Raw genomic sequence first — 22,017 nt, forward strand, 5'->3', positions numbered from 1 at the left:
GGCCGGTGCGGATCGGCTGGGGCGCCCGGCCGCCCGCGGCGCGAAACGCCCGGTCCGGCGCAGGCGTGTACCTGCTGGTGACCGGGACCGTCGTCCGCGACGCGCCGGTCCCGGGCCGGCATCACCGGCTGGGCATGCTGCAGCTCGCGCGGGCGCTCGGAGACGCCCGCGACGCGCGCGCGGCGGGCCGCCCGGTGGTGCGGCTGCATCTGCAGGACCGCCGGGCGGGGCTCGCCCGGCTGCTCGACGCGGCCGGCGCGGACCGATGAGCGCCTATATCCGGAATCGGGGCCCCGTGGGACGAGTTGGGGGCAGGATGCTTGGAGCAGTAGAACGAGAAGGCGCAGTGCTACCAGAGGGGGCCATGTGACCAACCCAGCCAATCCGCTTCGCGACCCGCGGGACAAGCGGCTGCCGCGGGTGGCCGGGCCGTGCGTGCTCGTGTTGTTCGGGGTCACCGGGGACCTGTCCCGCAAGAAGCTGCTCCCGGCGATCTACGACCTGGCGAACCGGGGGCTGCTGCCGCCGGGCTTCTCCCTGGTGGGCTTCGCGCGGCGCGACTGGGAGAACGAGGACTTCCGGCAGATCGCCTACGAATCGGTCAAGGCGCACGCGCGCACCCCGTTCCGCGAGGACGTGTGGACGCACCTGTCGGAGGGCATGCACTTCGTTCCCGGCGAGTTCTCCGACCCGGACGCGTTCGACGCGCTGTCGATGGCGGTCAAGGAGCTGGACGAGAGCCGCGGCACGGGCGGCAACTACGCGTTCTACCTGTCGATCCCCCCGAAGTTCTTCCCGCAGGTCGTGGAGCAGCTGCAGCGCAGCGGGCTCGCCGACCGCAGGGAGGGGGCCTGGCGCCGGGTCGTGATCGAAAAGCCGTTCGGCCGCGACCTGAAGACGGCGGTGGAGCTGAACGACACCGTGCACCGCGTCTTCCCCGAGGAGTCGATCTTCCGGATCGACCACTATCTCGGCAAGGAGACGGTGCAGAACATCCTCGCGCTGCGGTTCGCGAACACGATGTTCGAGCCGATCTGGAACCGCTCGTTCGTCGACCATGTGCAGATCACGATGGCCGAGGACATCGGGATCGGCGGCCGGGCCGGCTACTACGACGGCATCGGCGCCGCCCGCGACGTCATCCAGAACCATCTGCTGCAGCTGCTGGCGCTGACCGCGATGGAGGAGCCGACCTCGTTCAGCGCGGAGGCCGTCCGCGCCGAGAAGGCCAAGATCCTCTCGGCGGTGCGGGTGCCCGGCGCCCTGGCCGAGTCGACCGCGCGCGGACAGTACGCGGCGGGCTGGCAGGGCGGCGTGAACGTCCGGGGGTACCTGGAGGAGGACGGCATCCCGGCCGACTCGCGCACCGAGACCTACGCGGCGGTCAAGCTGGAGATCGAGAACCGCCGCTGGGCGGGCGTGCCGTTCTACCTGCGCACCGGCAAGCGGCTGAGCCGCCGGGTGACGGAGGTGGCGATGGTGTTCCAGCAGGCGCCGCACCTGCCGTTCTCGCACACCGACACCGAGGAGCTGGGGCAGAACGCGCTGGTGATGCGGGTGCAGCCGGACGAGGGCATCACGGTCCGGTTCGGCTCGAAGGTACCGGGCACGTCGATGGAGATCCGCGACGTCAACATGGACTTCGCCTACGGCGAGTCGTTCACCGAGTCGTCCCCCGAGGCGTACGAGCGGCTGCTGCTGGACGTGCTGATCGGCGACCCGCCGCTGTTCCCCCGGCAGGAGGAGGTCGAGCTGTCCTGGAAGATCCTCGACCCGATCGAGGAGTACTGGGCGAGCCGGGGCGGTCTCGACCAGTACAGGTCCGGCGGCTACGGGCCCGCCGGCGCCGACGAGCTCATGGCGCGGGACGGGCGCGCCTGGCGGCGGCTCTAAACGAACAGGGGCTCCTAGATGAACATCGATCTCACCGGAACGACGACCCGCAAGATCCAGGACGCGCTGACGCAGTCCCGGCATCTGATGGGCGGCCCGGCCGTCGGCATGGTCCTCACGCTGATCATCGTGACCGACGAGTCGGCGCAGTACGACGCGGTCCGCGCCGCGACGGAGGCGGCGCGCGAGCATCCCTGCCGGGTGCTGACCGTCATCTCCCGCGATCCGCGCGGCGGCTCGTCGCGGCTGGACGCCGAGATCCGGATGGGCGAGACCGGCCCGGGCGAGACCGTGCTGCTGCGCATGTACGGGCCGCTCGCCGAGCACGCCGACTCGGTGGTCGTCCCGCTGCTGATGCCGGACACGCCGGTGGTGACGTGGTGGCCGGGCGGCAAGGTGCCGAAGGTGCCCGCCGAGGACCCGCTGGGCGCGCTGGCGCAGCGCCGGGTGACCGACGCCTACGCGGCCCCCGACCGGCTCGGCACCCTCGCGCAGCTCGCGCGGGGCTACCGGCCGGGCGACACCGACTTCGCCTGGACGCGGCTGACGTCGTGGCGGTCGCTGCTGGCCGCCGCGCTCGACCAGGACCACGAGGAGATCGTGTCCGGCGAGGTGGCGGCCGAGCCGGACAGCCCGAGCGCGGAGCTGCTGGCGGCGTGGCTGTCGATCCGGCTCGGCGTGCCGATCGGGCGGGCGGTCTCCGAGGGGCCGGGGCTCACCGGCGTCCGGCTGACGACGACGGGCGGTGACATCATGGTCCACCGTCCGGACGGGCGGGTCGCGACGCTGTGCCGGCCGGGCCAGCCCGACCGGCAGGTGTCGCTGCTGCGGCGCCCGATGGCCGAGCTGCTGGCCGAGGAGCTGCGCCGGCTCGACCCCGACGAGGTCTACCACGACGCCGCCGCCCGGTTCGCCAAGGACCTCGCGGGCGGGACGGGGTCCCCGGAGGCGCCGTACGACACGGTCGGGGACGCGTGAGCGCCCCGGCGGTCCTGGTCCACCGCGACCGGGACCTGCTCGCCGAGGCCGCCGCCGCGCGGCTGGTGACCCGGATCGCCGACGCCCAGGCGGCGCGCGGCTCGGCGTCGGTCGTGCTGACCGGCGGCGGCGTCGGCACGGCGGTGCTGGCCGCGCTCGCCGCCACCGGGGCGCGCGACGCGATCGACTGGGGCCGCCTGGACGTGTGGTGGGGCGACGAGCGGTTCCGCCCCGCCGGGGACGCCGAGCGCAACGAGACCGGGGCGCGGGCGGCGCTGCTCGACCACGTCCCGGTCGACCCGGCACGGGTGCACCCGATGCCCGCGTCGGACGGCCCGGACGGCGACGACGTGGACGCCGCGGCGGCGCGGTACGCGGCCGAACTGCGCGCGGCCTGCTCGGGTGACGGCCCGGTGCCGCCGTTCGACGTGCTGATGCTGGGCGTGGGGCCGGACGCGCATGTGGCGTCGCTGTTCCCGGGCATGCCGGGGCCGCGCGACGAGCGTCCGGTCGTGGCGGTGCGGGACTCCCCCAAACCGCCGCCGACCCGGATCTCGCTGACGTTCCCGTCGCTGCGCGCCGCGCGGGAGGTGTGGGTGCTGGCGTCCGGCGAGTCGAAGGCGGAGGCCGTCCGGCTCGGGCTGGCGCCGGCCGCGGACCCGGCCCGGGTTCCGGTCGCGGGGGCCCGCGGCCGGGAGCGGACCCTGTTCCTGCTGGACCGGGCCGCCGCCGCCGAACTCCCGCCGGCTGGGGAACATCCCTGACGGCCGTCCGGTTCCGGGAGCGAAACAGGCCGTTCACCGGAGAAAACGCGAATGGTGCCGTTCGTCACGCATGTCACGCGTTGAACCGTGCATACCCTGACCACAGGCAACTGTTGACCGAGGGTTGACCCGCAGTGCGGGCCGAACGGGCGAGCGTGAGGAGATCTCAGGTGCTCAAGGGCCGGACCGGGACGGCGAGCGCGGCGATCGCGGGGGCGGTGATCATCGCCGTCGCGGGCTGCTCGTCCGGCGGTGACGGCGGCAAGGGCGGGGGCGCCGGGGGCGGGGACGCGGTGAAGCTGACGATCACGCCCGCGACCGGCACGAAACAGGCCGCCCCCGACACGCCCGTCACCGTCACCGCGGACAACGGCAGGCTGACCGGCGTGACCCTCACCTACGGTACGAAGAACGCGAAGGCCGAGGGCGGGTTCGCGGCGGACGGGAAGTCGTGGAAGTCGTCGTGGACGCTGCGTCCGTCCACGACGTACACGGTCACCGCGAAAGGCAGCGGCGGCGGCAAGGAGGTCACCGCGACCTCCACGTTCACGACGCTGACACCGGCGAAGAAGCTGGAGTCCGGCATGTCGCCGCTGGACGGCGAGACCGTCGGCGTCGGCATGCCGGTGCAGTTGCTGCTGTCCCGCCCGGTGACCACGAAGGCCGGGAAGGCCGCGGTGGAGAAGGCCCTTGAAGTCCGCATGTCCAAGCCGGTCGAGGGCGCGTGGTACTGGATCAGCGACAAGGAGGTCGACTTCCGGCCCCGCGAGTACTGGCCGTCCGGGCAGAAGGTGAAGGTCATCGCGCACCTGGCGGGCCTGAGGGCCGGCGACGGCATGTACGGGACGAAGGACCGCACCACGAGCTTCACCGTCGGCCCGCGGCACATCACCACCATCGACGCCAGGAAGCACCGCGCGACGGTGACCGACGGCGGCAGGACCGTGCGGACGCTGAAGGTCAGCCTCGGCAAGCCGGGCCACGACAGCTACAGCGGAACGATGATCGCGCAGGAGAAGGCGGCGCACATCATCATGGACTCGGCGACCACCGGCGACCCCGGCGAGTACCGGATCCCGACGAAGTGGAACGTCCGCCTCACCTACAGCGGCACGTTCGTCCACTCGGCACCGTGGTCGACGGACGCGCAGGGCAACGACAACGTCAGCCACGGCTGCGTGAACGCCTCGCCGTCGGACGCCAAGTGGTTCTACGACTTCACCAACCGGGGCGACATCGTCGAGGTGACGGGCACGTCGCGCAAGCTGCGGTTCGGCAATGGGCCGACGCCGTGGGCGAAGTCGTGGGACGGCTGGCTGGCGGGCGGCGCCACCGGCAAGCCGGTGACGGGCCTGCCGCTCAAGTGACCCCCGCCGGGCGCGCAGGGAGATCGCTGGCACACTGGTTGCCATGCAGAAGCTCTCGCTGGACGCACGGGTACGAGACCATCTGAAGCGGGCCGCGGCCGGCTCGGCCGGCCGCAGCGCCGACACCGTCTACGGCGGGCACGAGCACGTGCTGCGCCAGACGCTCGTGGCCCTGACGGCGGGCACGTCGCTGGCGGAGCACGAGAACCCGGGCGAGGCGACGATCCTCGTCCTGCACGGGCGGGTCCGGCTGGTGGCCGGCGAGAACTCCTGGGACGGAATGTCCGGCGACCTGCTGATCATCCCGGACTCGCGGCACAGCCTGGAGGCGGTGGAGGACGCCGCCGTCCTGCTCACCGTCGCCAAGACCAAGACCAAGACCGGCTGACCGGCGTCACAGCGCGGCGAGGACGCCGATGCCGAGCGCGAGCGGCACCGCGGCCGGGACGGTGGTGAGCACGGCGGCGGCCGTCGCCGCCGCCGTCGCGTTCATCTCTCGTCTCGCCTTTCGTGCGCGGGGGTCAGCGGCGGCGCAGGTGCGCCAGGCAGGCGCCGGGTTCGGCGAAGGGCTCCAGCCGGTCGGCCTCGACGGGCGCGTCCAGTTCCCGCAGGGCGCCCTGCATGAGGCCGAGGTGGACGTCGCAGACCAGCGGCCCGTACTCCTCGGCCAGTTCCAGGAACGGGCAGTGCCGCAGCCGGATGACGTCGCCCTCGGGCCGCGGCGCGAAGTCGAGGTCGTCCAGCAGGGCGGTGAGCCGGTCGGCCGCCTCCTCGCCGGTCACGCGCTGGAACGGCGGCGGCCGGTCGACGAGGTAGCGGCCCCATTCGCGGCCCGCCTGCGCGGCGTTCTCGCGGGCGGCCGGCCCGTCCGACGCCAGCCGGCTGAGCAGGATCTGGGCGAGCAGCCGGTAGCCGCGGGTGCCGCCGCGGTCCATGCCGGGGCGCGGGGTGTAGACGGTGCGGGGACGTCCGGGGCCGGAGGGCTGCTCGGTGGTCCGCTCGACCGTGCCGTCGGCGACCAGGGCGTCCAGATGGAAGCGCGCGGTGTTGGCGTGGACGTCGAGCCGGTCGGCGACCTCGGCGACACCGAGCGGGGTGCCGGCGTCGCGCAGGACGTCGAGGACCTCGCGGCGGCGGGAACGTTCGGCCGGCATGCCGCTCACCCCTCCCCCATCGGCGGAAGGGCCGCGACCAGCGGCGGGTCGCGGTCGAGGACGCCGAGCCTGCCGGCCCCGCCCGGCGAGCCGAGGTCGTCGAAGAATTCGGCGTTGACCTGGGTGTAGGCCTTCCACTGGTCCGGCAGGTCGTCCTCGTAGTAGATCGCCTCGACCGGGCACACCGGCTCGCATGCGCCGCAGTCGACGCATTCGTCCGGATGGATGTACAGGGCGCGTGCCCCCTCGTAGATGCAGTCGACGGGGCACTCGTCGACGCACGCGCGGTCCTTGACGTCCACGCACGGTTCTGCGATCACATAGGTCACAGTGCGCTCCTCACGACGTTTTCACTAATACTACTGTATTAATGGTGCGAAACAGGGCCGGGCTCTCTGCGGCACCGCTCCGGCGGCCGGGCCGCCGACCAAAGTCGGTCGTCCCCCGACCTGCGGCCACTGCCCGGGGCGGGCGGCGTGGCTACCGTTGGCGCGTGGACCTCTTCCGGCGATCATGGCGCGACCGGCTCGGTGACGCGGGCCTGACCGCCGCCGCGGCCGCGCTCGGCGTGCTGCTGCTGATGGGCACGAAGGAGGACCTTCCTCCCGGCGAGACGATCGCGGTTCCGCGGGATCTGGCGATCGGCACGGTCACCTGCGTCTTCCTCCTGCCGTTGCGGCGCCGGTATCCGGTGGGCTTCGCGGTGACGATGGTGTTCGCGCAGTGGACCGCGACGATGGCGCTCGGCACGGCCGCGATCGCGATGTACTCCCTGGCGATGCTGCGCCCCTGGCGGACGACCCTGCCGATCGCGGGCGCGAACCTGGCGCTGATCACCACGCTGTTCTGGATGACCTCCCCCTGGCACCAGTTCCGCCAGGGCATCGTCACCTTCGCCCTGATGTACGCGGTGCTGATCACGGTGGGAATGCTGGTCCGGTCCCGGCGGCAGCTCATCGCCTCGCTGGAGGAGCGGGCGCGGGCCGCCGAGACCGAGCAGCGGCTGCGGGTCGAGGAGGCGCGGCTGCTGGAGCGCGAGCGGATCGCCCGGGAGATGCACGACGTCCTCGCGCACCGCATCTCACTGCTGGCCGTGCACGCGGGGGCGCTGGAGTTCCGCCCGGACGCGCCGCCCGAGCAGCGCGAGGCCGCCGGAGTCATCCGGCAGAGCGCCTACGAGGCGATGGAGGACCTGCGCGACGTCATCGGCGTGCTGCGGGACGACTCCGCCGGCGGCGCCCCCGAGCGCCCGCAGCCGACGCTCGCGGACGTGCCCGGCCTCGTCCGCGAGTCGCGGCGCGCCGGGACCCGCATCACCCTGGAGGAGAACGTCCCCGACCCCGGCCTGGTGCCGTCGCGTGTCGGGCGGCACGCCTACCGGATCGTCCAGGAGGGGCTGACGAACGCCCGCAAGCACGCGCCGGGCGAGCCGGTGCGGGTGAGGCTGGACGCCGGGACCGGCCTGGACATCGAGATCGTCAACCCGCTGCCGCCCGGCCCGCCCGCGCTGCCGCCGCCCGCCTCCGGGGCGGGGCTGGTCGGGCTCGCCGAGCGGGTCGCGCTGCTCGGCGGGACGCTGGAGCACGGCCGGACCGGCGACGGCCGGTTCCGACTGCGCGCCCGGCTGCCGCTGGTGATCGCGCATGCCCACGGGGACCGGCGGGAAAGGTGAGGTGCATGGCAGCGAACTCCTCTGACCGGCCCGTCCTGGAAGAACTCGACCGGGCCGAGTGCCTGCGCCTGATCTCCGGCGGCGCCATCGGCCGCGTCGCGTTCGACGACGGGGAGGGGCCCACGGTCATCCCGGTGAACTACGCCGTCGACGGGGAGGCGGTGATCTTCCGGACGTCGGCGTCCGCGCGGCTGGGCCACAGCCTGCTGACGTCCGTGCCGGGCGGCGAGGTCAGGGCGGCGTTCCAGGTCGACCGGTTCGACGAGACCGGCCAGGTGGGCTGGAGCGTGCTGGTGCGCGGCGGCGCGCATCCCCTGTCGGACGAGGAGAAGACGAAGGCGGCGAACGTCGAGCCGTGGCCCGCCGGCGACCGCGAGGCGTGGTTCCGGCTGGCGGCGCGGGAGGTCAGCGGACGGCGCCTGCGCAAGCCCTGACGGGCCCGTAGGGTGACCGGATGGACTCCCCTCCCATCCGCGTGCTGATCGTGGACGACGACGCGCTCGTCCGCGCCGGCCTGTCGATGATGCTGGCGAACGCCGGCGACCTGGCGGTGGTCGCGGACGTCGCCGACGGCGCCGAGGTCGTCGCCGCCGTCAACCAGCACCGGCCGGACGTCGTCCTGATGGACATCCGGATGCCCCGCCTGGACGGGCTCGCGGCGACCGAACTGCTGCGCGCCCGCCGCGAGCCGCCCGAGATCATCATCTTGACCACGTTCGACACCGACGACCACATCCTGCGCGCGATGCGGGCGGGTGCGAGCGGCTTCCTGCTGAAGCACACCCCGCCGCCGGAGATCGTCCGGGCGATCCGGCAGGTCGCGGCCGGGGAGCCGATGATGTCGCCGGCGGTGCTGCGCAAGATGATGTCCTACGTCGCCGAGCGGGGCGCCGACCCGCGCCGCGAGCGCGCCCGCAAGCTGCTGGACCGGCTGACCGAGGGCGAGCGGGCCGTGGCCGCCCTCGTCGGGCGGGGCCGGACCAACGGCGAGATCGGCGGGGAACTGTCGCTCAGCGTCGCGACCGTGAAGGCGTACGTGTCGCGGCTGCTGACGAAACTGGACCTGAACAACCGGGTGCAGATCGCGCTGCTCGTCCACGACGCCGCCCTCGACGACTAGCGTCCGCGGGGCGCCAGCGGGACGTCGCGCAGCAGCAGCGCCGCCGCGAGCCCCGCCGCGAGGAGGGGCAGCGCGGCGAGGAACAGTACGGAGAACGCGTCGGCGAAGGCCGCCGCGACGCCGTCCCGCACGGGCCCGGGCAGGGTGGCCAGGACCTCCGGGCGGACGGCGTCGGCGAACGGGGGGACCCGCCCGTACGGGACGCGCCGGCCGACCTCCGCCGCGAACCGGTGCGTCACGACGGCGCCGAAGACGGCCATCCCGGCGGCGGTGCCGAGCATCCGGGTCGCGAACACCCCCGAACTGGCCGCGCCTAGGTCCCCGCGTGCCGCGGCGTTCTGCGCGATCAGCATGACGACCTGCTGCGACAGCCCGGCCCCGAACCCGAGCACCGCCATGTAGACGCCGGCGGTGAGCAGGCCCGTGCGCTCGTCCATCGTCGCCAGCAGCGCGACGCCGGCCGCGCTGACCGCCATGCTCGCCGCCGGGAGCCGGTGGTAGCGGCCGGTGCGGTGGATGTACCGTCCGGCGGCCATCGAGGCGGCCACCAGCGCGGCCATCATCGGCAGCAGCAGCAGGCCGGACCTGGTCGCGTCCACTCCCCCGACGACCTGGAAGAACATCGGCAGGTACGTGGCCAGCCCGAACCCGGTGGCACCGCCCACGGCCGCGACGGCGCAGGCCACGCTGAACGACCGGTCGCGGAACAGCGCCGGCGGGATGATCGGCTCGGCGGCCGTCCGCTCGGCGAGGACCCACGCGGTGAACAGCACGGCCGCGCCCGCCGCCAGCATGAGCACGACCGGCGAGCCCCACGCATGCCGCGTCCCGGCCCAGGCGGTGAGCAGTGTGAAGCAGGTGATCGCCGCGCCGAGCAGGACGATGCCGAGGTAGTCGATCCGCGGCCTGCCCTCCGGCTTGGGCAGGTGCAGGAACAGCACCGTCGTGACCGCCGCCGCGATGCCGAGCGGCAGGTTGACGTAGAACACCCACCGCCACGAGGCGTGGTCGGTGAGGAACCCGCCGATCAGCGGGCCCGCGACGCTGGACACCGCGAAGATCAGCGCCGCGTACCCCTGGTACCTGGCGCGCTCCCGCGGCTCGAACAGGTCGCCGGTCAGCGCGAACATCGAGCTCATCAGGCAGCCGGCGGCGGCTCCCTGCACCACCCGGAACACGATCAGCCAGGTCATCGTCGGCGCCGCCCCGCACGCCGCCGACCCGGCCAGGAACCCGGCGAGCCCGGTCAGCAGGACCGGCCGGCGCCCGAACAGGTCCCCCAGCCGTCCCGACAGGGGGACGGTGACGCTCGTCGCGAGCACATACGCCGTCGACACCCACGCGATCCGGTCGAGCCCGCCGAGGTCCCCGACGATCGTGGGCAGCGCGGTGCCGAGGACCGTCGCGTCCAGCGAGGACATGAGCCCGGCGAGCATCAGCCCGCCGAACACCACCAGCCGATGCCGCCGGCTCATCATCACGACCATGCGCGCACTCCATTCATATGCTTAAGACATATAGATGCTAAGAGCATGTAGTTGTGTTACGCAAGCCAACTAGACTGGCCGTCATGGGCGAGGAGGCGCTGGACTCGGTCGAGCGGAGCATGGTCAGGCTGCGCCGCGGCATGGCGCGGCAGCGGCTCGGCAAGACCGCGATCCGGGAGCACAACCTCCCCGTGGACGTGCAGGTCCTGCACGTCGTGGACGTGATCGACGAGGGGCCCGACGACCCCGGCGAGGAGATGAGCGTCGGCCTGGTCGCCGCCCGCCTCGGCGTGGACGCCTCACGCGGCAGCCGCGTCGTCGCCGAGGCCGTCAAGTCCGGTTACGTCCGCCGCGTCGCGTCCCAGGCGGACGGCCGCCGCATCCACCTCGAACTCACCGGCGCCGGCCGCCGCGTCGTCGAGGCCACCCGCCGCACCCGCCAGGAGCACTTCGCCAGGGCCATGAGCGACTGGACGGACGCCGAACGCGCCGAGTTCGCCCGCCTCCTGGCCCGCTTCGTCCACACCTACGAGGACTGACGGGCAGCCCCGGCGGCCCACCCCGCCGAGGTGGGAAGAGCTGGACTGCCCCGGTGAGCGCGTCCCGTCCGGCCGGGGCACTGCGGCGGCGGGTCAGGCGAGGACGGCGCAGAGGGCGTCGAGGGCGGCCGGGTAGGTGGGGCCGAGCGGGGTGCTGTAGCCGACGATGAAGCCCCGGGGACGTCCAGCGGGGTCCTGCCAGTGGTCGCGCAGGGGCATGAGGGCGAGGTCGCGGGACGCGGCGCGCCGCATGATCTCGTCCTCGCCGGGGCCGTCCGGGGGGAGCAGGACGAGGGCGTGCAGGCCGGCCGCGATGCCCAGCACGCGGACATGCGGGACGCGGGCGCGCAGGGTCTCGACCAGGAGGTCGCGGCGGCGCCGATAGCGGAGCCGGGATGCGCGGACGTGCCGGTCGTAGGCGTGGGTGTCGATGAGGTCGGCGAGGACGAGCTGGGCGAGCGACTGCGTGTGGGCGTCGGCGAGCCGCTTGGCCTCGGCGAAGGGCTCCACCAGGTGCGCGGGGAGCACCAGCCAGGCGAGGCGCAGCGCCGGGCCGAGGGTCTTGGACGTCGTGCCGCCGTAGACGATGTGGTCGGGCGCCGTCCCCTGCAGGGCGCCGACGGGCTGCCGGTCGAAGCGGAATTCGCCGTCGTAGTCGTCCTCGATGAGGACTCCGCCGGTGTCACGCGCCCAGGTGGTGAAGGCGCGGCGGCGGTCCGGGGCGAGCGTCGCGCCGGCCGGGTACTGGTGCGCCGGGGTGAGCACGGCGATGCCGGCGCGGTCGAGCCCGCCCGGCCGCGCCCCCAGGTCGTCCACCGCCAACGGGACGATGTCCAGCCCCGCACGGCGGACGATCGCGCGGTGGAACGGGTGACCCGGCTCCTCCATCGCGACCGGTCCGGCGCCGGCGAGGACGGTGGCGAGCAGCCCGAGCGACTGCGCGTACCCGGACGTGATCACGATCCGCGCCGGGTCGGCGTGGGCGCCCCGGGCCCGCCCGAGATACCCGGCCAGCGCCTCGCGCAGTTCGGGACGGCCGCGCGGGTCACCGAGCGCATGCGCGCCGGGCGGCGCGGACGCCAGCACGCGGCGGGTCGAGCGCAGCCATGCGGACGAGGGGAACGTGCTGAGGTCGGGGCGTCCGGGCAGCAGGTCGTGCACGGGGGCTCCGGGCTCGTCCGGCTCGGCGGCGGGCGGCCGGGGAGAGCCCCGCGTGGCGGCTTCGGCGACCCGCGTGCCCGATCCGGGGATCGCCGTCAGGTAGCCCTCGGCGGTCAGCTGGTCGTAGGCGGCGGTGACGGTGCCGCGTGACAGGCCCAGGTGGCCCGCCAGGGCGCGGGTCGACGGGACGGGGGCGCCGGGGGCGATGCGGCCGGTCCCGATGGCGGCGCGGAGGGCGCGTTCGAGGCCCGCGCGGCGGCCCCCGGACGTGTCGAGATCCAGATGCAGATCGACACCGGCCCAATCTTTCGGCATGAAACCGGATCTTAAACTTGGTCCGGTCCGCTTCTAGATTCGCCGGCATGATCGTTCTCGCTCAGCTCAGCGACACTCACCTCGACGGCGGCGACCGCAGGGCCGGACGCGCGGCCCGGGTCATGGACCGCCTGAACGCCCTGCCGGTCGACGCCGTCCTGGTCACCGGGGACATCGCCGACCACGGCGAGCCCGCCGAGTACGAGCAGGCCCGCAAGGTGCTCACGTCCGGGCATCCGGTGCTGACCTGCCCCGGCAACCACGATGCCCGGCGTCCCTTCCGCGAGGTCCTGCTGGGCGAGCCGCCCGCGGACGGCCCGATCAACCGCCTTCACCGGGTGAAGGGCGCCGTGGTCGCGATGTGCGACTCCACCGTCGCCGGCGGGGACCACGGGTTCCTGGACGACACGACGATCGGCTGGCTGGACCGGCAACTGGCCGCCAACCCCGACGAACCCGCGTTCGTCTGCTTCCACCATCCGCCGGTGGAACTGCAGATCCCGTACGTGGACGCGATCAGGCAGTTCGGCGAGGAGCGGCTGGCGGCGGTCATCGCACGGCATCCGCAGGTCGTCGCCGTCCTGTGCGGGCACGCGCACACGGCGGCGGCCACGACGTTCGCGGGACGGCCCCTGCTCGTCGCGCCGGGCGTCGTCTCCACTCTCCGCCTGCCCTGGCAGGATGGGGACATCGCCGACCATGACGCTCCGCCGGGCCTGGCGTTCCACGTCCTGACCGGCGAGGGCCGCCTGAGCACGCACTTCCGCACCGTCTGAGCCCGCGCTGGACATGCTCCATCAGGAAGATCGCCGCCGTGCCGGGCGCAGAGCGTTCATGCCGATGAACGATTGTTCGCCACAACGGAGAGGATTGGACATGAGGCATCTCGGCATCCTCGCCCACAGCGCGGAAGGCGCCGCGCTCTGCTTCCGGACGTTCTGCCACGAGGGTTTTCGCGAGCTGGGTCCCGACGACCATCCCGATGTCACGCTCGACCTCATCGCGCTCGCACGGAGCATGCCCGCGTGGGACGCCGGTGACCACGACTCGATCAGGGCGACGCTGGCCGAGAGCGTCCGGCGGCTGGCGGCGGCGGGCGCGGACTTCTTCGTCTGCCCCGACAACACCGCGCACATGGCGCTCGAACGTCCGGGCGACGACCTGCCGCTCCCCGGCCTGCACATCGCGCGGGTCGTCGCGGACCGGGCCGCCCGCGACGGCCGGACCCGCGTCGGCGTGCTCGGCACCCGCTACACCATGGACGGCCCCGTCTACCCGCGCGAGCTGGCCGCACGCGGCATCGCCGCCGAGGTCCCGGAGGCCGCCGACCGGGAGATCGTCAACAAGATCATCTTCACCGAGCTGGTCAACGGCGTCTTCACCGGGGACGCGCGCCGCGAGTACGTGCGGATCATCGGCCGGCTGGCCGAGCGCGGCTGCGACGCCGTCGCGCTGGTGTGCACCGAGATCCCGCTGCTGATCACCCCGGACGTCTCGCCGCTGCCCACCCTCGACTCCACCCGCCTGCTGGCCCGCGCCGCCTTCGACGTGGCCGTGGGCCGCCGCCCCCTCCCCGCCTGGCGCGGCGGCCCCGCCGCCATCTCCCGAGACGCCATCTCCTGAGACGCCCGGCCGGCGGCGAAACGGGCCGTCAGTGACCGGTGATCCGGTCGGCGACGCGCGCCAGCGGGGACGTGCCCGCCGATGCCGAGGCCGTCTCGCGGGCGTCGGCGGCCCGGTAGAGGGCGTACATCGCATGGACGCCGAGCCACCGCAGCGGCTCGGGCTCCCAGCGGCGGACGCGGCGCCCCACCCACGGCAGCGCGGTCAGCGGCGTGTCGTCCCGCAGGACGAGGTCGCGGAGGGTGCGGCCGGCCAGGTTGGCGGTGGCGACGCCGTGCCCGGTGTAGCCGCCCGCGTGGCCGAGCCCGGTCTCGTGGTCGAGGACGGCGGTCGAGCACCAGTCGCGGGGCACGCCGAGCACGCCCGACCAGGCGTGCTCGACGCGGACCTCGTCGGCGACGGCCGGGAACATCCCGGTCAGCATCGTCCAGAGGGCGTCGATCGTGGCGGGTTCGGTGCGTCCGCCGTCGTCGATGCGGGAGCCGTAGCGGTAGGGGCGGCCCCGGCCGCCGAACGCGATCCGGCCGTCGGCGGTGCGCTGCGCGTACATGTAGTAGTGGGCCATGTCGCCGAGCAGTTCGCGGCGCTCCCAGCCGATCTCCTTCCAGGCCACGGCGGGCAGCGGCGTCGTGACGATCATGGAGCTGTTCATCGGGAGCCAGTCGCGGCGATGCCCCGGCAGGCCGGCGGTGAAGCCCTCGGTGGCGCGCAGCACGTACTCGGCGGTGACGGTTCCGTACGGCGTGACGGCCGAGGCCGCGCCGCCGCGCCGCGGGCTGACGCGGATCACCGGCGTCCCCTCGTAGATCTCCACGCCGAGCCCCCTGACCACCGATGCGAGGCCGCGGGCGAGCGCGGCGGGCTGGACGCGGGCGCAGTGCGGGCTCCACGCCGCCCCGGTCGCGCCCTCGACCCGGAGCCGGTCGTCGCGTTCGGCGGCGGGCAGCGGGATGAGATCGTCGTCCGTCCAGCCCCAACTGCGGGCCTCGTCGACCATGGCGGCGAGCCGGGCGCGCTGGGCGGCGTTGCGGGCGACGTGCAGCACGCCGCCCTTCACCAGGTCGGCGTCGATGCCCTCCGCGGCGGCGACCCGGACGATCTCGTCCACCGCCCCGAACATGGCGCGCTGCAACGCGATCGCGGCCGGACGGCCGTGCCGGGCGGCGTAGCGCTCCCGGGACCCGGCGATCTCCCCCAGCACCCAGCCGCCGTTGCGGCCGGACGCGCCGAACCCCGCGAACTCGCGTTCCAGCACGACGATCCGCAGGTCGGGGCGGGCGCGCTTGAGGTAGTAGGCGGTCCAGAGGCCGGTGTATCCGGCGCCGACGACGCAGACGTCGGCCGTGCGCGGGCCGGGGAGCCGCGGGCCGGGCGCGGGTCGTCCGGCCGCCCGGTACCAGAAGGACACGCCGCCGTTGGCGAAGCCGGGGGCGAGGGGCGCCCGGCCAGACGAGGAGCTCATGCGCCCATCCTGCTGTATTCCGCAGCAAAATCAACAGGAGGCAACGGATTTCATGGGAAAACGTCGAGGATTCGACGGGATCCGATCCAACGGGAGCGGTCGGCGGCATAGTAGGCGGCACCGTCGGGTCCGGCCGGCCCGTCCCGCCACCGCCGCATGCCGAGCTGCTGGGCGATCTCCGCCGAGGCCGTGTTCGCCATGTCGATCTCGGCGGTGATCCGGTGCACGCCGACCACCCCGAACGCGTAGTCGAGCACCGCGCGGGACGCCTCGGCGGCCAGGCCCTGGCCCCAGTGCTCCGGCTCCAGGCTGTAGAGGATCTCGACGTCCACGCCGTGGCCGAGCGGCCCCTCGTGGTGGCTGAGCCCGGCGACGCCGATCAGCGGGTCGCCCGGCGCGGCCGCGTCGATCCCGGCGGACCGCCGCGCGGTGCGCAGGGCCCACAGCCCGTAGCCCTCGGTCGCGAAGTCCCGCTCGCTGGCCTCGATGATCTCGCTGACCTGGACGGCCGTGACCACCTGGTCGTCGAACAGGTGGCGCCGGACGAGCGGGCCCGTCCAGTGCGTCAGCAGCGCGCGGTGGTCGCGCATCGACACCGGCCGCAGCGCGAGCCGCACCGTGCGCAGCAGCTCAGTCATGCGCGGCCTCCACGGGCCACTCGGGCGCGTCCTCGCCGTCCGGGAGACCGACCCGGAACACGCGGAGCTGCAGCGCGAGCGCCTTGTAGTAGCCGACGAGCGTGACCAGCTCGACGACGGCGGCGCGGCCGAGTGTCGCGACCGCCTCGGTGAACACGGCGTCGGCGAGGTCGTCCTCGGCGGCGAGCTGCCGGGCCGCCTCGTACACGACGCGTTCGCGGACGTCGCCGAGCAGGGGCGCGCGGCCCTCCCGCACCGCGTCGATCTCCTCGTCGGTGAGGCCGTGGCGGCGGCCGATCCGCTCGTGCGCGTACCACTCGTAGTCGGACCGGACGTGCGCGGCGACGACCAGCGTGGCGATCTCCCGCTCGCGCCTGGTGAACGCCGTCCGGAACCGCAGCGCGGCACCGAGGTCCTGCAAGGGCAGGCCGACGGACGGGCTGTAGAGCATGGCGTTGAAGGGGCCGTGGAGCCGTCCGATGTCGTCGGCCAGGTCGAAGGGCGGGTTGGGGTCATCGGCGCGGGGGCCGCCCGTCACCGCCTCATAGACCGTTCGCTGCTCGTCGCTGAGCGAACCGGGGAGCAGCAGCGGCAGCCTGGCCGGGGACGAGCCGCGCCACGGTCGATTGTTGACATGCTCACCGCTCACGGGGTCGATCACTTACCGCACGCTAGGCGGTCGGCGCGGGCGGCTCAACCCCCGGTCCGGAATGTGAAACCCCCGGCGCAGGATGACATGGCGTCCGCGTAACACGCGCACACTGGCAGGATGGCCGGGTGAGCGGCATCTATGACGATCCGTGGGCGTACGAGCTGGCGTGCTCGTTCCGGGATGTGGCGGCGGAGGTGGACGTCCTGCTGGGCTGGTGCGCCGAGCTGGGCGCGAGGCCCGCGTCGGTGCTGGAGCTGGCCGCCGGGCCCGCCGAGCACGCCCGCGAGTTCGCGCGCCGCGGCCTGGCCGCGACGGCGCTCGACCTGAACCCGGCGATGTGCGCCTACGCCGCCCGCGCCGGTGCCCGGATCGAGGTCGTGCAGGACGACATGACCCGGTTCGACCTGGGCCGCCGGTTCGACCTCGTGGTGACGATGCTCGACTCCACATCCCATCTGATGACGCTGGACGCGTTCGTCGCGCACCTGCGCCGCGTCGCCGCGCACCTGTCCCCCGGCGGCCTCTACGTGGTGGAGATGTCGCATCCCCGGGACCGGCTGGGCGACGATCCGAGCGTCAGCACCGGCTGGACGGTCGAACGCGGCGGCGTCCGGGCGAGCGTCCGCTGGGGCGAGCCGTCCGACCGGCTGGACCCGGTGACGCAGATCGCCGACGACCATGTCACGATGACGATCACGGACGGCGACGGGACGCGGGTGCTCCGCGACGTCGTCCCCTACCGCTTCTGGACCGCGACCGAACTGGACGCCGCGATCCGCCTCGCCGACGGTCTCGGCGTGGCCGCGAGGTACGGCGACTTCGGGACCGGTGAGGACGCCGTGGCCCTCACCGCCCCCGAAGCCTGGCGCATGATCACGATCCTGCGCCGCGCCTAGGGCGTGGGCGTCCAGCCGGGCATCGGGTAGGCGGCGAGCAGTTCCCGGACCTGCCCGGCGACCCGCGCGGCGACCGTCTCGTCCCGCTTGGCGACGGCCTGCACGACCTCGTCGATCCACTCCGCGAGCTGCGGCATCTGCTCCTCGCCGAGCCCGCGGGTGGTGATCGCGGCGGTACCGATCCGCAGCCCGGACGGGTCGAACGGCTTGCGCGGATCGAACGGGACGGCGTTGTAGTTCAGCTCGATCCCCGCGCGGTCGAGGGCCTGCGCGGCGGGCTTGCCCGCGACGCCCTTGTTCGTCAGATCGATGAGCAGGAGATGGTTGTCGGTGCCGCCGGAGATCAGGTCGTAGCCACGGTCGATCAGCGCGGCGGCCAGGACCTGCGCGTTCGCGACGACCTGCCGGGCGTACCGGGAGAAGTCCGGCTGGGCGGCCTCCCGCAGCGCGACGGCGATCGCGGCGGTCGTGTGGTCGTGCGGACCGCCCTGCAGGCCGGGGAAGACGGCCTTGTCGATCGCCTGCGCATGCTCCGCCGTCGACATGATCATCGCGCCGCGCGGGCCGCGCAGCGTCTTGTGCGTGGTCGTGGAGATCACATCCGCGTGGCCGACCGGGGACGGATGCGCGCCCCCCGCGATCAGGCCGGCGATGTGCGCGATGTCGGCGGCGAGCACCGCGCCGACCTCGCGGGCGATCTCCGCGAACGCGGGGAAGTCGATCGTCCGCGGGATCGCGGTGCCGCCGCACCAGATCAGCTTCGGCCGCTCCCTGAGCGCCAGGTCGCGCACCTGGTCCATATCGACGCGCCCGGTGTCGGCGCGCACGTCGTAGCGGACGGGACGGAACCACTTGCCGGTGGCCGACACCGACCAGCCGTGCGTGAGGTGCCCGCCCATCGGCAGCGACAGGCCCATCACGGGGTCGCCGGGCTCCAGGAACGCCATGTAGACGGCGAGGTTCGCGGGCGAGCCCGAGTACGGCTGGACGTTGGCGTGCTCGACACCGAACACCTCCTTCGCCCGCCGGATGGCCAGCAGCTCGATCGGGTCGACGTTCTGCTGGCCCTCGTAGTACCGCCTGCCCGCGTAGCCCTCGGAGTACTTGTTCGTCAGGACCGACCCGGTGGCCTCCAGGACGGCCGGCGACACGTAGTTCTCCGAGGCGATCAGCCGGATCTTCTCGTACTGGCGGCGGCCCTCGGCCTCCACCAGCCCGGCGATCTCGGGGTCCTGGCTCCGCAGATGGGGAACGGGCGGTTCGTGCATCATGAGCCTCCGCGCTGCTCGCGCCGGGACTTTCGGGCGCCCCGGCCTGGGGCCCGTACACCCAGGCGCGCGGCGTGCGGACTAGATTCGCTCCCCGGTGGTCGTCTCCACCTTGACTGCGCCAGTCACGTGCGCGCCATCATAGCGAAACGAAGACGGCGCGGCCCGGCCCCCCGAGGGAGCCGGGCCGTGGCGGTCCGGTCAGCGGGCCGCGGCTTCCATGGCCTGCCTGACGGCGGCGCGCTTCTGGCGGAGCTTGGCGAGGGCCTCTTCGAGAATGGCCTCGCCGTCCTCGTCGCTGCGCCGCTCCTTCACGTACGCCAGGTGCGTCTTGTACGGCTCGGTCTTCGGCGGCGCCGGCGGGTTCTCCGCGTCCTGACCGGCGGGGAACCCGCAGCGCGGGCAGTCCCACGTCTCGGGAACCGCGACGTCCGTCGCGAAGCTGGGCCGGGTCTCGTGCCGGTTGGCGCAGTAGAAGGTCACCCAGACACGGGGGGCGGCGTCGCCGCGCTCCGCCTCTCCCATCGGACCGGCCCCGACACGGCTGCCCCGGATCGCGTTGCCACTACCCACGGATAACTCCTCGCTCGGTGTTCCGCCGCCGCCCGTGACCTTCGAGGACGGCGCGGCGCTCGCATGTGTTCAGACGGTGGCTCAGCCGACGCCCTTGTGCTTGAACAGCAGTCCGAGCACGACGATCGAGGCGAACCAGAGAATCCCTACGCCGATCGTCAGCCGGTCGAGGTTGCGCTCGACCACGGACGAGCCGCCGAGGGACGACGAGACACCGCCGCCGAACATGTCCGAGAGGCCGCCGCCCTTGCCCTTGTGCATCAGGACGAGGACCACCATCAGCAGGCTCGTGATGATGAGCACGATGGACGTTGCGATGATCACGATTCTTCAGCGCCTTGTCTGTAGGTCGGGACGGAGGGTCCGGCCGGGCGGTTTACCCGTCAGCTACGAAGGGTACGACGAATGACCCGCTGGTTCGGCAAGAACCCCCAGTTCACACAGAATTGATCAGGTTGCTCAGGCCGGGAGATCCCGGTACCGGCAGATTTTGACGAACTCTCCCGGGTCCAGGCTGGCACCACCGACCAACGCGCCGTCCACGTCGTCCTGCACCATGAGCTTGGCGATGTTGCCGCCCTTGACCGAGCCGCCGTACAGGATACGCACCTCGTCGGCCAGCCCGCCGTCGTACAGTTCGGCGAGCCGCGTGCGGATGGCGGCGCAGACCTCCTGCGCGTCCTGCGGAGTGGCGACCTCGCCGGTGCCGATGGCCCAGACGGGCTCGTAGGCGATCACGATGCGCCGCGCCTGGTCGGCGGGGATCTTCTCCAGCCCGCCGTCGATCTGCGCGAGGACGTGCGGGACGTGCTCGCCGGCCTTGCGGACCTCCAGCCCCTCGCCCACGCACAGGATCGGGGTGAGGTCGGCGCCGAGCGCGGCCCTGGCCTTGGCGTTGACGGTGGCGTCGTCCTCGGCGTGGTACTGGCGCCGCTCGGAGTGCCCGACGATGGCGTAGGTGCAGCCGAGCTTGGCCAGCATCGCGGCGGAGATCTCGCCGGTGTAGGCGCCGGAGGCGTGCGGGGAGACGTCCTGCGCGCCGTACTGGATCGGGTACTTGTCGGCCTCGATGAGGGTCTGCGCCGAGCGGAGCGCGGTGAACGGCGGCATCACGGCGACGTCCACGGCCTCGTAGTCGGCGTCCTTGAGCGCGAACGCCATCTTCTGGATGAGCGCGATCGCCTCAAGGTGGTTGTTGTTCATCTTCCAGTTGCCGGCCATCAGCGGCTTACGGGAAGGGGTCGCGGGGGCCATTGGTCAGTCCTCCAGAGCCTGCAGGCCGGGCAGCGTCTTGCCTTCGAGGTATTCGAGGCTGGCGCCGCCGCCGGTCGAGATGTGGGAGAAGGCGGCCTCGTCGAAGCCGAGCCGCCGGACGGCCGCGGCGGAGTCGCCGCCGCCGACGACGGTGAACGCGCCGGAGTCGATGAGCCCCTGCGCGACGGCACGGGTGCCGTGCGAGTACGGCTCCATCTCGAACACGCCCATCGGGCCGTTCCAGAACACCGTCCGGGCGCCGGCGAGGCGGGAGGCGAACAGCTTGCCGGACTCGGGGCCGATGTCGAGGCCGAGCCGGTCGGCCGGGATCGCGTCGGCGGCGACCACGGCATGGTCGGCGTCGGCCGCGAACGCCGCGGCCGCGACGATGTCGACGGGCAGGACGAACTCCACGCCCGTCTCCTCGGCCCGCCGCAGGTACGCGCGGACGGTGTCGAGCTGATCCTCTTCCAGGAGGCTCTTGCCGACCTCGTGCCCCTGGGCCTTGAGGAAGGTGAACACCATGCCGCCGCCGATCAGGATGCGGTCGGCCTTGCCGAGCAGGTTGTCGATCACGCCGAGCTTGTCGGACACCTTGGACCCGCCGAGCACGACCGCGTAGGGGCGTTCGACGTCCTCGGTGAGCTTCTTCAGCACCTCGACCTCGGCGGCGATCAGCCCCCCGGCGGCGTGCGGGAGCCGCTGCGGCACGTCGTAGACGGACGCGTGCCTGCGGTGCACGGCGCCGAAGCCGTCCCCGACGTAGATCTCGGCGAGGGCGGCGAGCCGGTCGGCGAAGGCGCCGCGCTCGGCGTCGTCCTTGCCGGTCTCGCCCGGCTCGAAGCGCAGGTTCTCCAGCAGCGCGACGCCGCCGTCCGCGAGGCCGCCGGCGGCGGCGCGGGCGGAGTCGCCGACGACATCGGAGGCGAACGCCACGTCCGTACCGAGCAGTTCGCCGAGCCGCCGCGCGACGGGGGCCAGCGAGAGTTCGGGCTTGACCTGGCCCTTGGGGCGGCCGAGGTGGGCGCAGACGATGACCTTGGCGCCGCGGCCGCGCAGCGCCTCGATCGTCGGCAGGCCGGCCCGGATCCGCCCGTCGTCGGTGATCGCGCCGTTCTCCAGGGGCACGTTCAGGTCGGCCCGGACGAGTACGCGCTTTCCGGCGACGTCGAGATCGTCAATGGTGCGCATCGGGATGCGA

At 73.2% G+C, this 22,017-nt stretch carries 24 protein-coding genes, 1 pseudogene and 1 riboswitch; of the genes and pseudogenes, 13 read left to right on the top strand and 12 right to left on the bottom strand.

The window, feature by feature from the left end; all coding sequences use genetic code 11:
- From AF1_RS35120 to AF1_RS11355, 6 genes and pseudogenes are all read left to right on the top strand, one after another.
- Nucleotides 1-269: pseudogene (locus AF1_RS35120) on the top strand (glucose-6-phosphate isomerase); the annotation flags it as partial.
- A 97-nt stretch (nucleotides 270-366) separates the two neighbouring features.
- Nucleotides 367-1,893 carry a glucose-6-phosphate dehydrogenase gene (zwf, locus tag AF1_RS11335; RefSeq protein ID WP_067796308.1) on the top strand — a complete coding sequence of 509 codons (1,527 nt, stop codon included), beginning with the start codon at nucleotides 367-369 and terminating at the stop codon, nucleotides 1,891-1,893.
- 18 nt (nucleotides 1,894-1,911) lie between these two features.
- Nucleotides 1,912-2,871 carry a glucose-6-phosphate dehydrogenase assembly protein OpcA gene (locus AF1_RS11340; protein WP_067796311.1) on the top strand — a complete coding sequence of 320 codons (960 nt, stop codon included), beginning with the start codon at nucleotides 1,912-1,914 and terminating at the stop codon, nucleotides 2,869-2,871.
- Complete coding sequence (gene pgl / locus AF1_RS11345) at nucleotides 2,868-3,635, top strand: 6-phosphogluconolactonase (RefSeq protein ID WP_067796314.1); 768 nt, start codon at nucleotides 2,868-2,870, stop codon at nucleotides 3,633-3,635. The genes AF1_RS11340 and pgl overlap by 4 nt, the downstream gene beginning before the upstream one ends.
- Before the next feature lie 170 nt (nucleotides 3,636-3,805).
- Nucleotides 3,806-5,002 (top strand): L,D-transpeptidase, encoded by a 1,197-nt coding sequence (locus tag AF1_RS11350; RefSeq protein ID WP_067796317.1) that lies wholly within the window; start codon nucleotides 3,806-3,808, stop codon nucleotides 5,000-5,002.
- A gap of 43 nt (nucleotides 5,003-5,045) precedes the next feature.
- The gene (locus AF1_RS11355; RefSeq protein WP_067796320.1) at nucleotides 5,046-5,390 is read left to right on the top strand and encodes a cupin domain-containing protein; all 345 of its coding nucleotides are present in this window, start codon (nucleotides 5,046-5,048) and stop codon (nucleotides 5,388-5,390) included.
- 133 nt (nucleotides 5,391-5,523) lie between these two features.
- Here the strand turns inward: AF1_RS11355 and AF1_RS11360 are convergent, their stop codons facing one another.
- Nucleotides 5,524-6,156 carry a helix-turn-helix transcriptional regulator gene (locus tag AF1_RS11360; protein ID WP_067796323.1) on the bottom strand — a complete coding sequence of 211 codons (633 nt, stop codon included), beginning with the start codon at nucleotides 6,154-6,156 and terminating at the stop codon, nucleotides 5,524-5,526.
- Nucleotides 6,157-6,161: 5 nt separating this feature from the next.
- Nucleotides 6,162-6,485 carry a ferredoxin gene (gene fdxA / locus AF1_RS11365; RefSeq protein ID WP_067796326.1) on the bottom strand — a complete coding sequence of 108 codons (324 nt, stop codon included), beginning with the start codon at nucleotides 6,483-6,485 and terminating at the stop codon, nucleotides 6,162-6,164.
- A 164-nt stretch (nucleotides 6,486-6,649) separates the two neighbouring features.
- Here fdxA and AF1_RS11370 point away from each other — a divergent pair, with 164 nt between their 5' ends.
- Genes AF1_RS11370 through AF1_RS11380 form a run of 3 tightly spaced genes read left to right on the top strand, consistent with a single transcriptional unit; the run spans nucleotide 6,650 to nucleotide 8,948 of the window.
- Nucleotides 6,650-7,828 carry a sensor histidine kinase gene (locus AF1_RS11370; RefSeq protein ID WP_067796329.1) on the top strand — a complete coding sequence of 393 codons (1,179 nt, stop codon included), beginning with the start codon at nucleotides 6,650-6,652 and terminating at the stop codon, nucleotides 7,826-7,828.
- A 5-nt stretch (nucleotides 7,829-7,833) separates the two neighbouring features.
- Nucleotides 7,834-8,262, top strand: coding sequence for a pyridoxamine 5'-phosphate oxidase family protein (locus tag AF1_RS11375; protein WP_067796332.1), 429 nt, complete (start codon nucleotides 7,834-7,836; stop codon nucleotides 8,260-8,262).
- Between the two features lie 20 nt (nucleotides 8,263-8,282).
- Entirely contained in the window at nucleotides 8,283-8,948 is a 666-nt protein-coding gene (locus tag AF1_RS11380; protein WP_067796335.1) for a response regulator transcription factor, read from the top strand.
- On the opposite strand, the gene AF1_RS11385 is transcribed toward AF1_RS11380, so the two are convergent.
- Complete coding sequence (locus AF1_RS11385) at nucleotides 8,945-10,435, bottom strand: MDR family MFS transporter (RefSeq protein ID WP_067796338.1); 1,491 nt, start codon at nucleotides 10,433-10,435, stop codon at nucleotides 8,945-8,947. The two genes, AF1_RS11380 and AF1_RS11385, sit on opposite strands and share 4 nt — an antisense overlap.
- A gap of 83 nt (nucleotides 10,436-10,518) precedes the next feature.
- Here AF1_RS11385 and AF1_RS11390 point away from each other — a divergent pair, with 83 nt between their 5' ends.
- Entirely contained in the window at nucleotides 10,519-10,974 is a 456-nt protein-coding gene (locus tag AF1_RS11390; RefSeq protein ID WP_067796341.1) for a MarR family winged helix-turn-helix transcriptional regulator, read from the top strand.
- A gap of 93 nt (nucleotides 10,975-11,067) precedes the next feature.
- Here AF1_RS11390 and pdxR read toward each other — a convergent pair whose 3' ends face one another.
- On the bottom strand, nucleotides 11,068-12,450 hold the full coding sequence (gene pdxR / locus AF1_RS11395) for a MocR-like pyridoxine biosynthesis transcription factor PdxR (protein ID WP_067796344.1): 1,383 nt from the start codon (nucleotides 12,448-12,450) through the stop codon (nucleotides 11,068-11,070).
- A gap of 47 nt (nucleotides 12,451-12,497) precedes the next feature.
- Here pdxR and AF1_RS11400 point away from each other — a divergent pair, with 47 nt between their 5' ends.
- Together AF1_RS11400 and AF1_RS11405 are read left to right on the top strand one after the other, a co-directional pair.
- The gene (locus AF1_RS11400) at nucleotides 12,498-13,226 is read left to right on the top strand and encodes a phosphodiesterase (protein WP_067796347.1); all 729 of its coding nucleotides are present in this window, start codon (nucleotides 12,498-12,500) and stop codon (nucleotides 13,224-13,226) included.
- A 100-nt stretch (nucleotides 13,227-13,326) separates the two neighbouring features.
- Nucleotides 13,327-14,073 carry an aspartate/glutamate racemase family protein gene (locus tag AF1_RS11405; protein WP_067796350.1) on the top strand — a complete coding sequence of 249 codons (747 nt, stop codon included), beginning with the start codon at nucleotides 13,327-13,329 and terminating at the stop codon, nucleotides 14,071-14,073.
- Between the two features lie 28 nt (nucleotides 14,074-14,101).
- On the opposite strand, the gene AF1_RS11410 is transcribed toward AF1_RS11405, so the two are convergent.
- The 3 genes from AF1_RS11410 to AF1_RS11420 are packed head-to-tail and all read right to left on the bottom strand — an operon-like array spanning nucleotide 14,102 to nucleotide 16,834.
- Entirely contained in the window at nucleotides 14,102-15,535 is a 1,434-nt protein-coding gene (locus tag AF1_RS11410; RefSeq protein ID WP_067796353.1) for an NAD(P)/FAD-dependent oxidoreductase, read from the bottom strand.
- A 50-nt stretch (nucleotides 15,536-15,585) separates the two neighbouring features.
- Entirely contained in the window at nucleotides 15,586-16,173 is a 588-nt protein-coding gene (locus AF1_RS11415) for a GNAT family N-acetyltransferase (RefSeq protein WP_067796356.1), read from the bottom strand.
- Nucleotides 16,166-16,834, bottom strand: a complete 669-nt coding sequence (locus AF1_RS11420) for a carboxymuconolactone decarboxylase family protein (RefSeq protein WP_084262783.1) — start codon at nucleotides 16,832-16,834, stop codon at nucleotides 16,166-16,168. Before AF1_RS11420 ends, AF1_RS11415 begins: the two co-directional genes overlap by 8 nt.
- A 116-nt stretch (nucleotides 16,835-16,950) precedes the next feature.
- Between AF1_RS11420 and AF1_RS11425 the strand changes: the two genes are divergently transcribed.
- Nucleotides 16,951-17,721, top strand: a complete 771-nt coding sequence (locus tag AF1_RS11425; RefSeq protein WP_067796361.1) for a class I SAM-dependent methyltransferase — start codon at nucleotides 16,951-16,953, stop codon at nucleotides 17,719-17,721.
- Here the strand turns inward: AF1_RS11425 and AF1_RS11430 are convergent.
- The 5 genes from AF1_RS11430 to AF1_RS11450 form a co-directional block, all read right to left on the bottom strand.
- A complete protein-coding gene (locus tag AF1_RS11430) occupies nucleotides 17,718-18,992 on the bottom strand; it encodes a serine hydroxymethyltransferase (protein ID WP_433225737.1) in 1,275 nt (424 codons plus the stop codon). The two genes, AF1_RS11425 and AF1_RS11430, sit on opposite strands and share 4 nt — an antisense overlap.
- Before the next feature lie 49 nt (nucleotides 18,993-19,041).
- Nucleotides 19,042-19,128, bottom strand: a riboswitch (ZMP/ZTP riboswitch).
- Between the two features lie 62 nt (nucleotides 19,129-19,190).
- The gene (locus AF1_RS11435) at nucleotides 19,191-19,562 is read right to left on the bottom strand and encodes an RNA polymerase-binding protein RbpA (RefSeq protein ID WP_067796364.1); all 372 of its coding nucleotides are present in this window, start codon (nucleotides 19,560-19,562) and stop codon (nucleotides 19,191-19,193) included.
- Between the two features lie 81 nt (nucleotides 19,563-19,643).
- Nucleotides 19,644-19,886, bottom strand: coding sequence for a preprotein translocase subunit SecG (gene secG, locus AF1_RS11440; RefSeq protein WP_067796367.1), 243 nt, complete (start codon nucleotides 19,884-19,886; stop codon nucleotides 19,644-19,646).
- A gap of 135 nt (nucleotides 19,887-20,021) precedes the next feature.
- Nucleotides 20,022-20,816 carry a triose-phosphate isomerase gene (tpiA, locus tag AF1_RS11445; RefSeq protein ID WP_067796370.1) on the bottom strand — a complete coding sequence of 265 codons (795 nt, stop codon included), beginning with the start codon at nucleotides 20,814-20,816 and terminating at the stop codon, nucleotides 20,022-20,024.
- Nucleotides 20,817-20,819: 3 nt separating this feature from the next.
- Nucleotides 20,820-22,007 (bottom strand): phosphoglycerate kinase, encoded by a 1,188-nt coding sequence (locus tag AF1_RS11450; protein ID WP_067796373.1) that lies wholly within the window; start codon nucleotides 22,005-22,007, stop codon nucleotides 20,820-20,822.
- Between the last annotated feature and the right edge of the window lie 10 nt (nucleotides 22,008-22,017).

Source organism: Actinomadura formosensis NBRC 14204 (assembly GCF_001552155.1).
Classification (GTDB): Bacteria; Actinomycetota; Actinomycetes; order Streptosporangiales; family Streptosporangiaceae; genus Spirillospora; species Spirillospora formosensis.

Excerpts from the sequence above, each read along its gene's own strand:
- AF1_RS11340 (WP_067796311.1), top strand. The coding sequence starts at position 1,912 with ATGAACATCGATCTCACCGGAACGACGACCCGCAAGATCCAGGACGCG.
- AF1_RS11355 (WP_067796320.1), top strand. The coding sequence starts at position 5,046 with ATGCAGAAGCTCTCGCTGGACGCACGGGTACGAGACCATCTGAAGCGG.
- AF1_RS11360 (WP_067796323.1), bottom strand. The coding sequence starts at position 6,156 with ATGCCGGCCGAACGTTCCCGCCGCCGCGAGGTCCTCGACGTCCTGCGC.
- AF1_RS11375 (WP_067796332.1), top strand. The coding sequence starts at position 7,834 with ATGGCAGCGAACTCCTCTGACCGGCCCGTCCTGGAAGAACTCGACCGG.
- AF1_RS11380 (WP_067796335.1), top strand. The coding sequence starts at position 8,283 with ATGGACTCCCCTCCCATCCGCGTGCTGATCGTGGACGACGACGCGCTC.
- AF1_RS11385 (WP_067796338.1), bottom strand. The coding sequence starts at position 10,435 with ATGGTCGTGATGATGAGCCGGCGGCATCGGCTGGTGGTGTTCGGCGGG.
- AF1_RS11390 (WP_067796341.1), top strand. The coding sequence starts at position 10,519 with ATGGGCGAGGAGGCGCTGGACTCGGTCGAGCGGAGCATGGTCAGGCTG.
- pdxR (WP_067796344.1), bottom strand. The coding sequence starts at position 12,450 with ATGCCGAAAGATTGGGCCGGTGTCGATCTGCATCTGGATCTCGACACG.
- AF1_RS11400 (WP_067796347.1), top strand. The coding sequence starts at position 12,498 with ATGATCGTTCTCGCTCAGCTCAGCGACACTCACCTCGACGGCGGCGAC.
- AF1_RS11405 (WP_067796350.1), top strand. The coding sequence starts at position 13,327 with ATGAGGCATCTCGGCATCCTCGCCCACAGCGCGGAAGGCGCCGCGCTC.
- AF1_RS11410 (WP_067796353.1), bottom strand. The coding sequence starts at position 15,535 with ATGAGCTCCTCGTCTGGCCGGGCGCCCCTCGCCCCCGGCTTCGCCAAC.
- AF1_RS11415 (WP_067796356.1), bottom strand. The coding sequence starts at position 16,173 with ATGACTGAGCTGCTGCGCACGGTGCGGCTCGCGCTGCGGCCGGTGTCG.
- AF1_RS11430 (WP_433225737.1), bottom strand. The coding sequence starts at position 18,992 with ATGATGCACGAACCGCCCGTTCCCCATCTGCGGAGCCAGGACCCCGAG.
- tpiA (WP_067796370.1), bottom strand. The coding sequence starts at position 20,816 with ATGGCCCCCGCGACCCCTTCCCGTAAGCCGCTGATGGCCGGCAACTGG.
- AF1_RS11450 (WP_067796373.1), bottom strand. The coding sequence starts at position 22,007 with ATGCGCACCATTGACGATCTCGACGTCGCCGGAAAGCGCGTACTCGTC.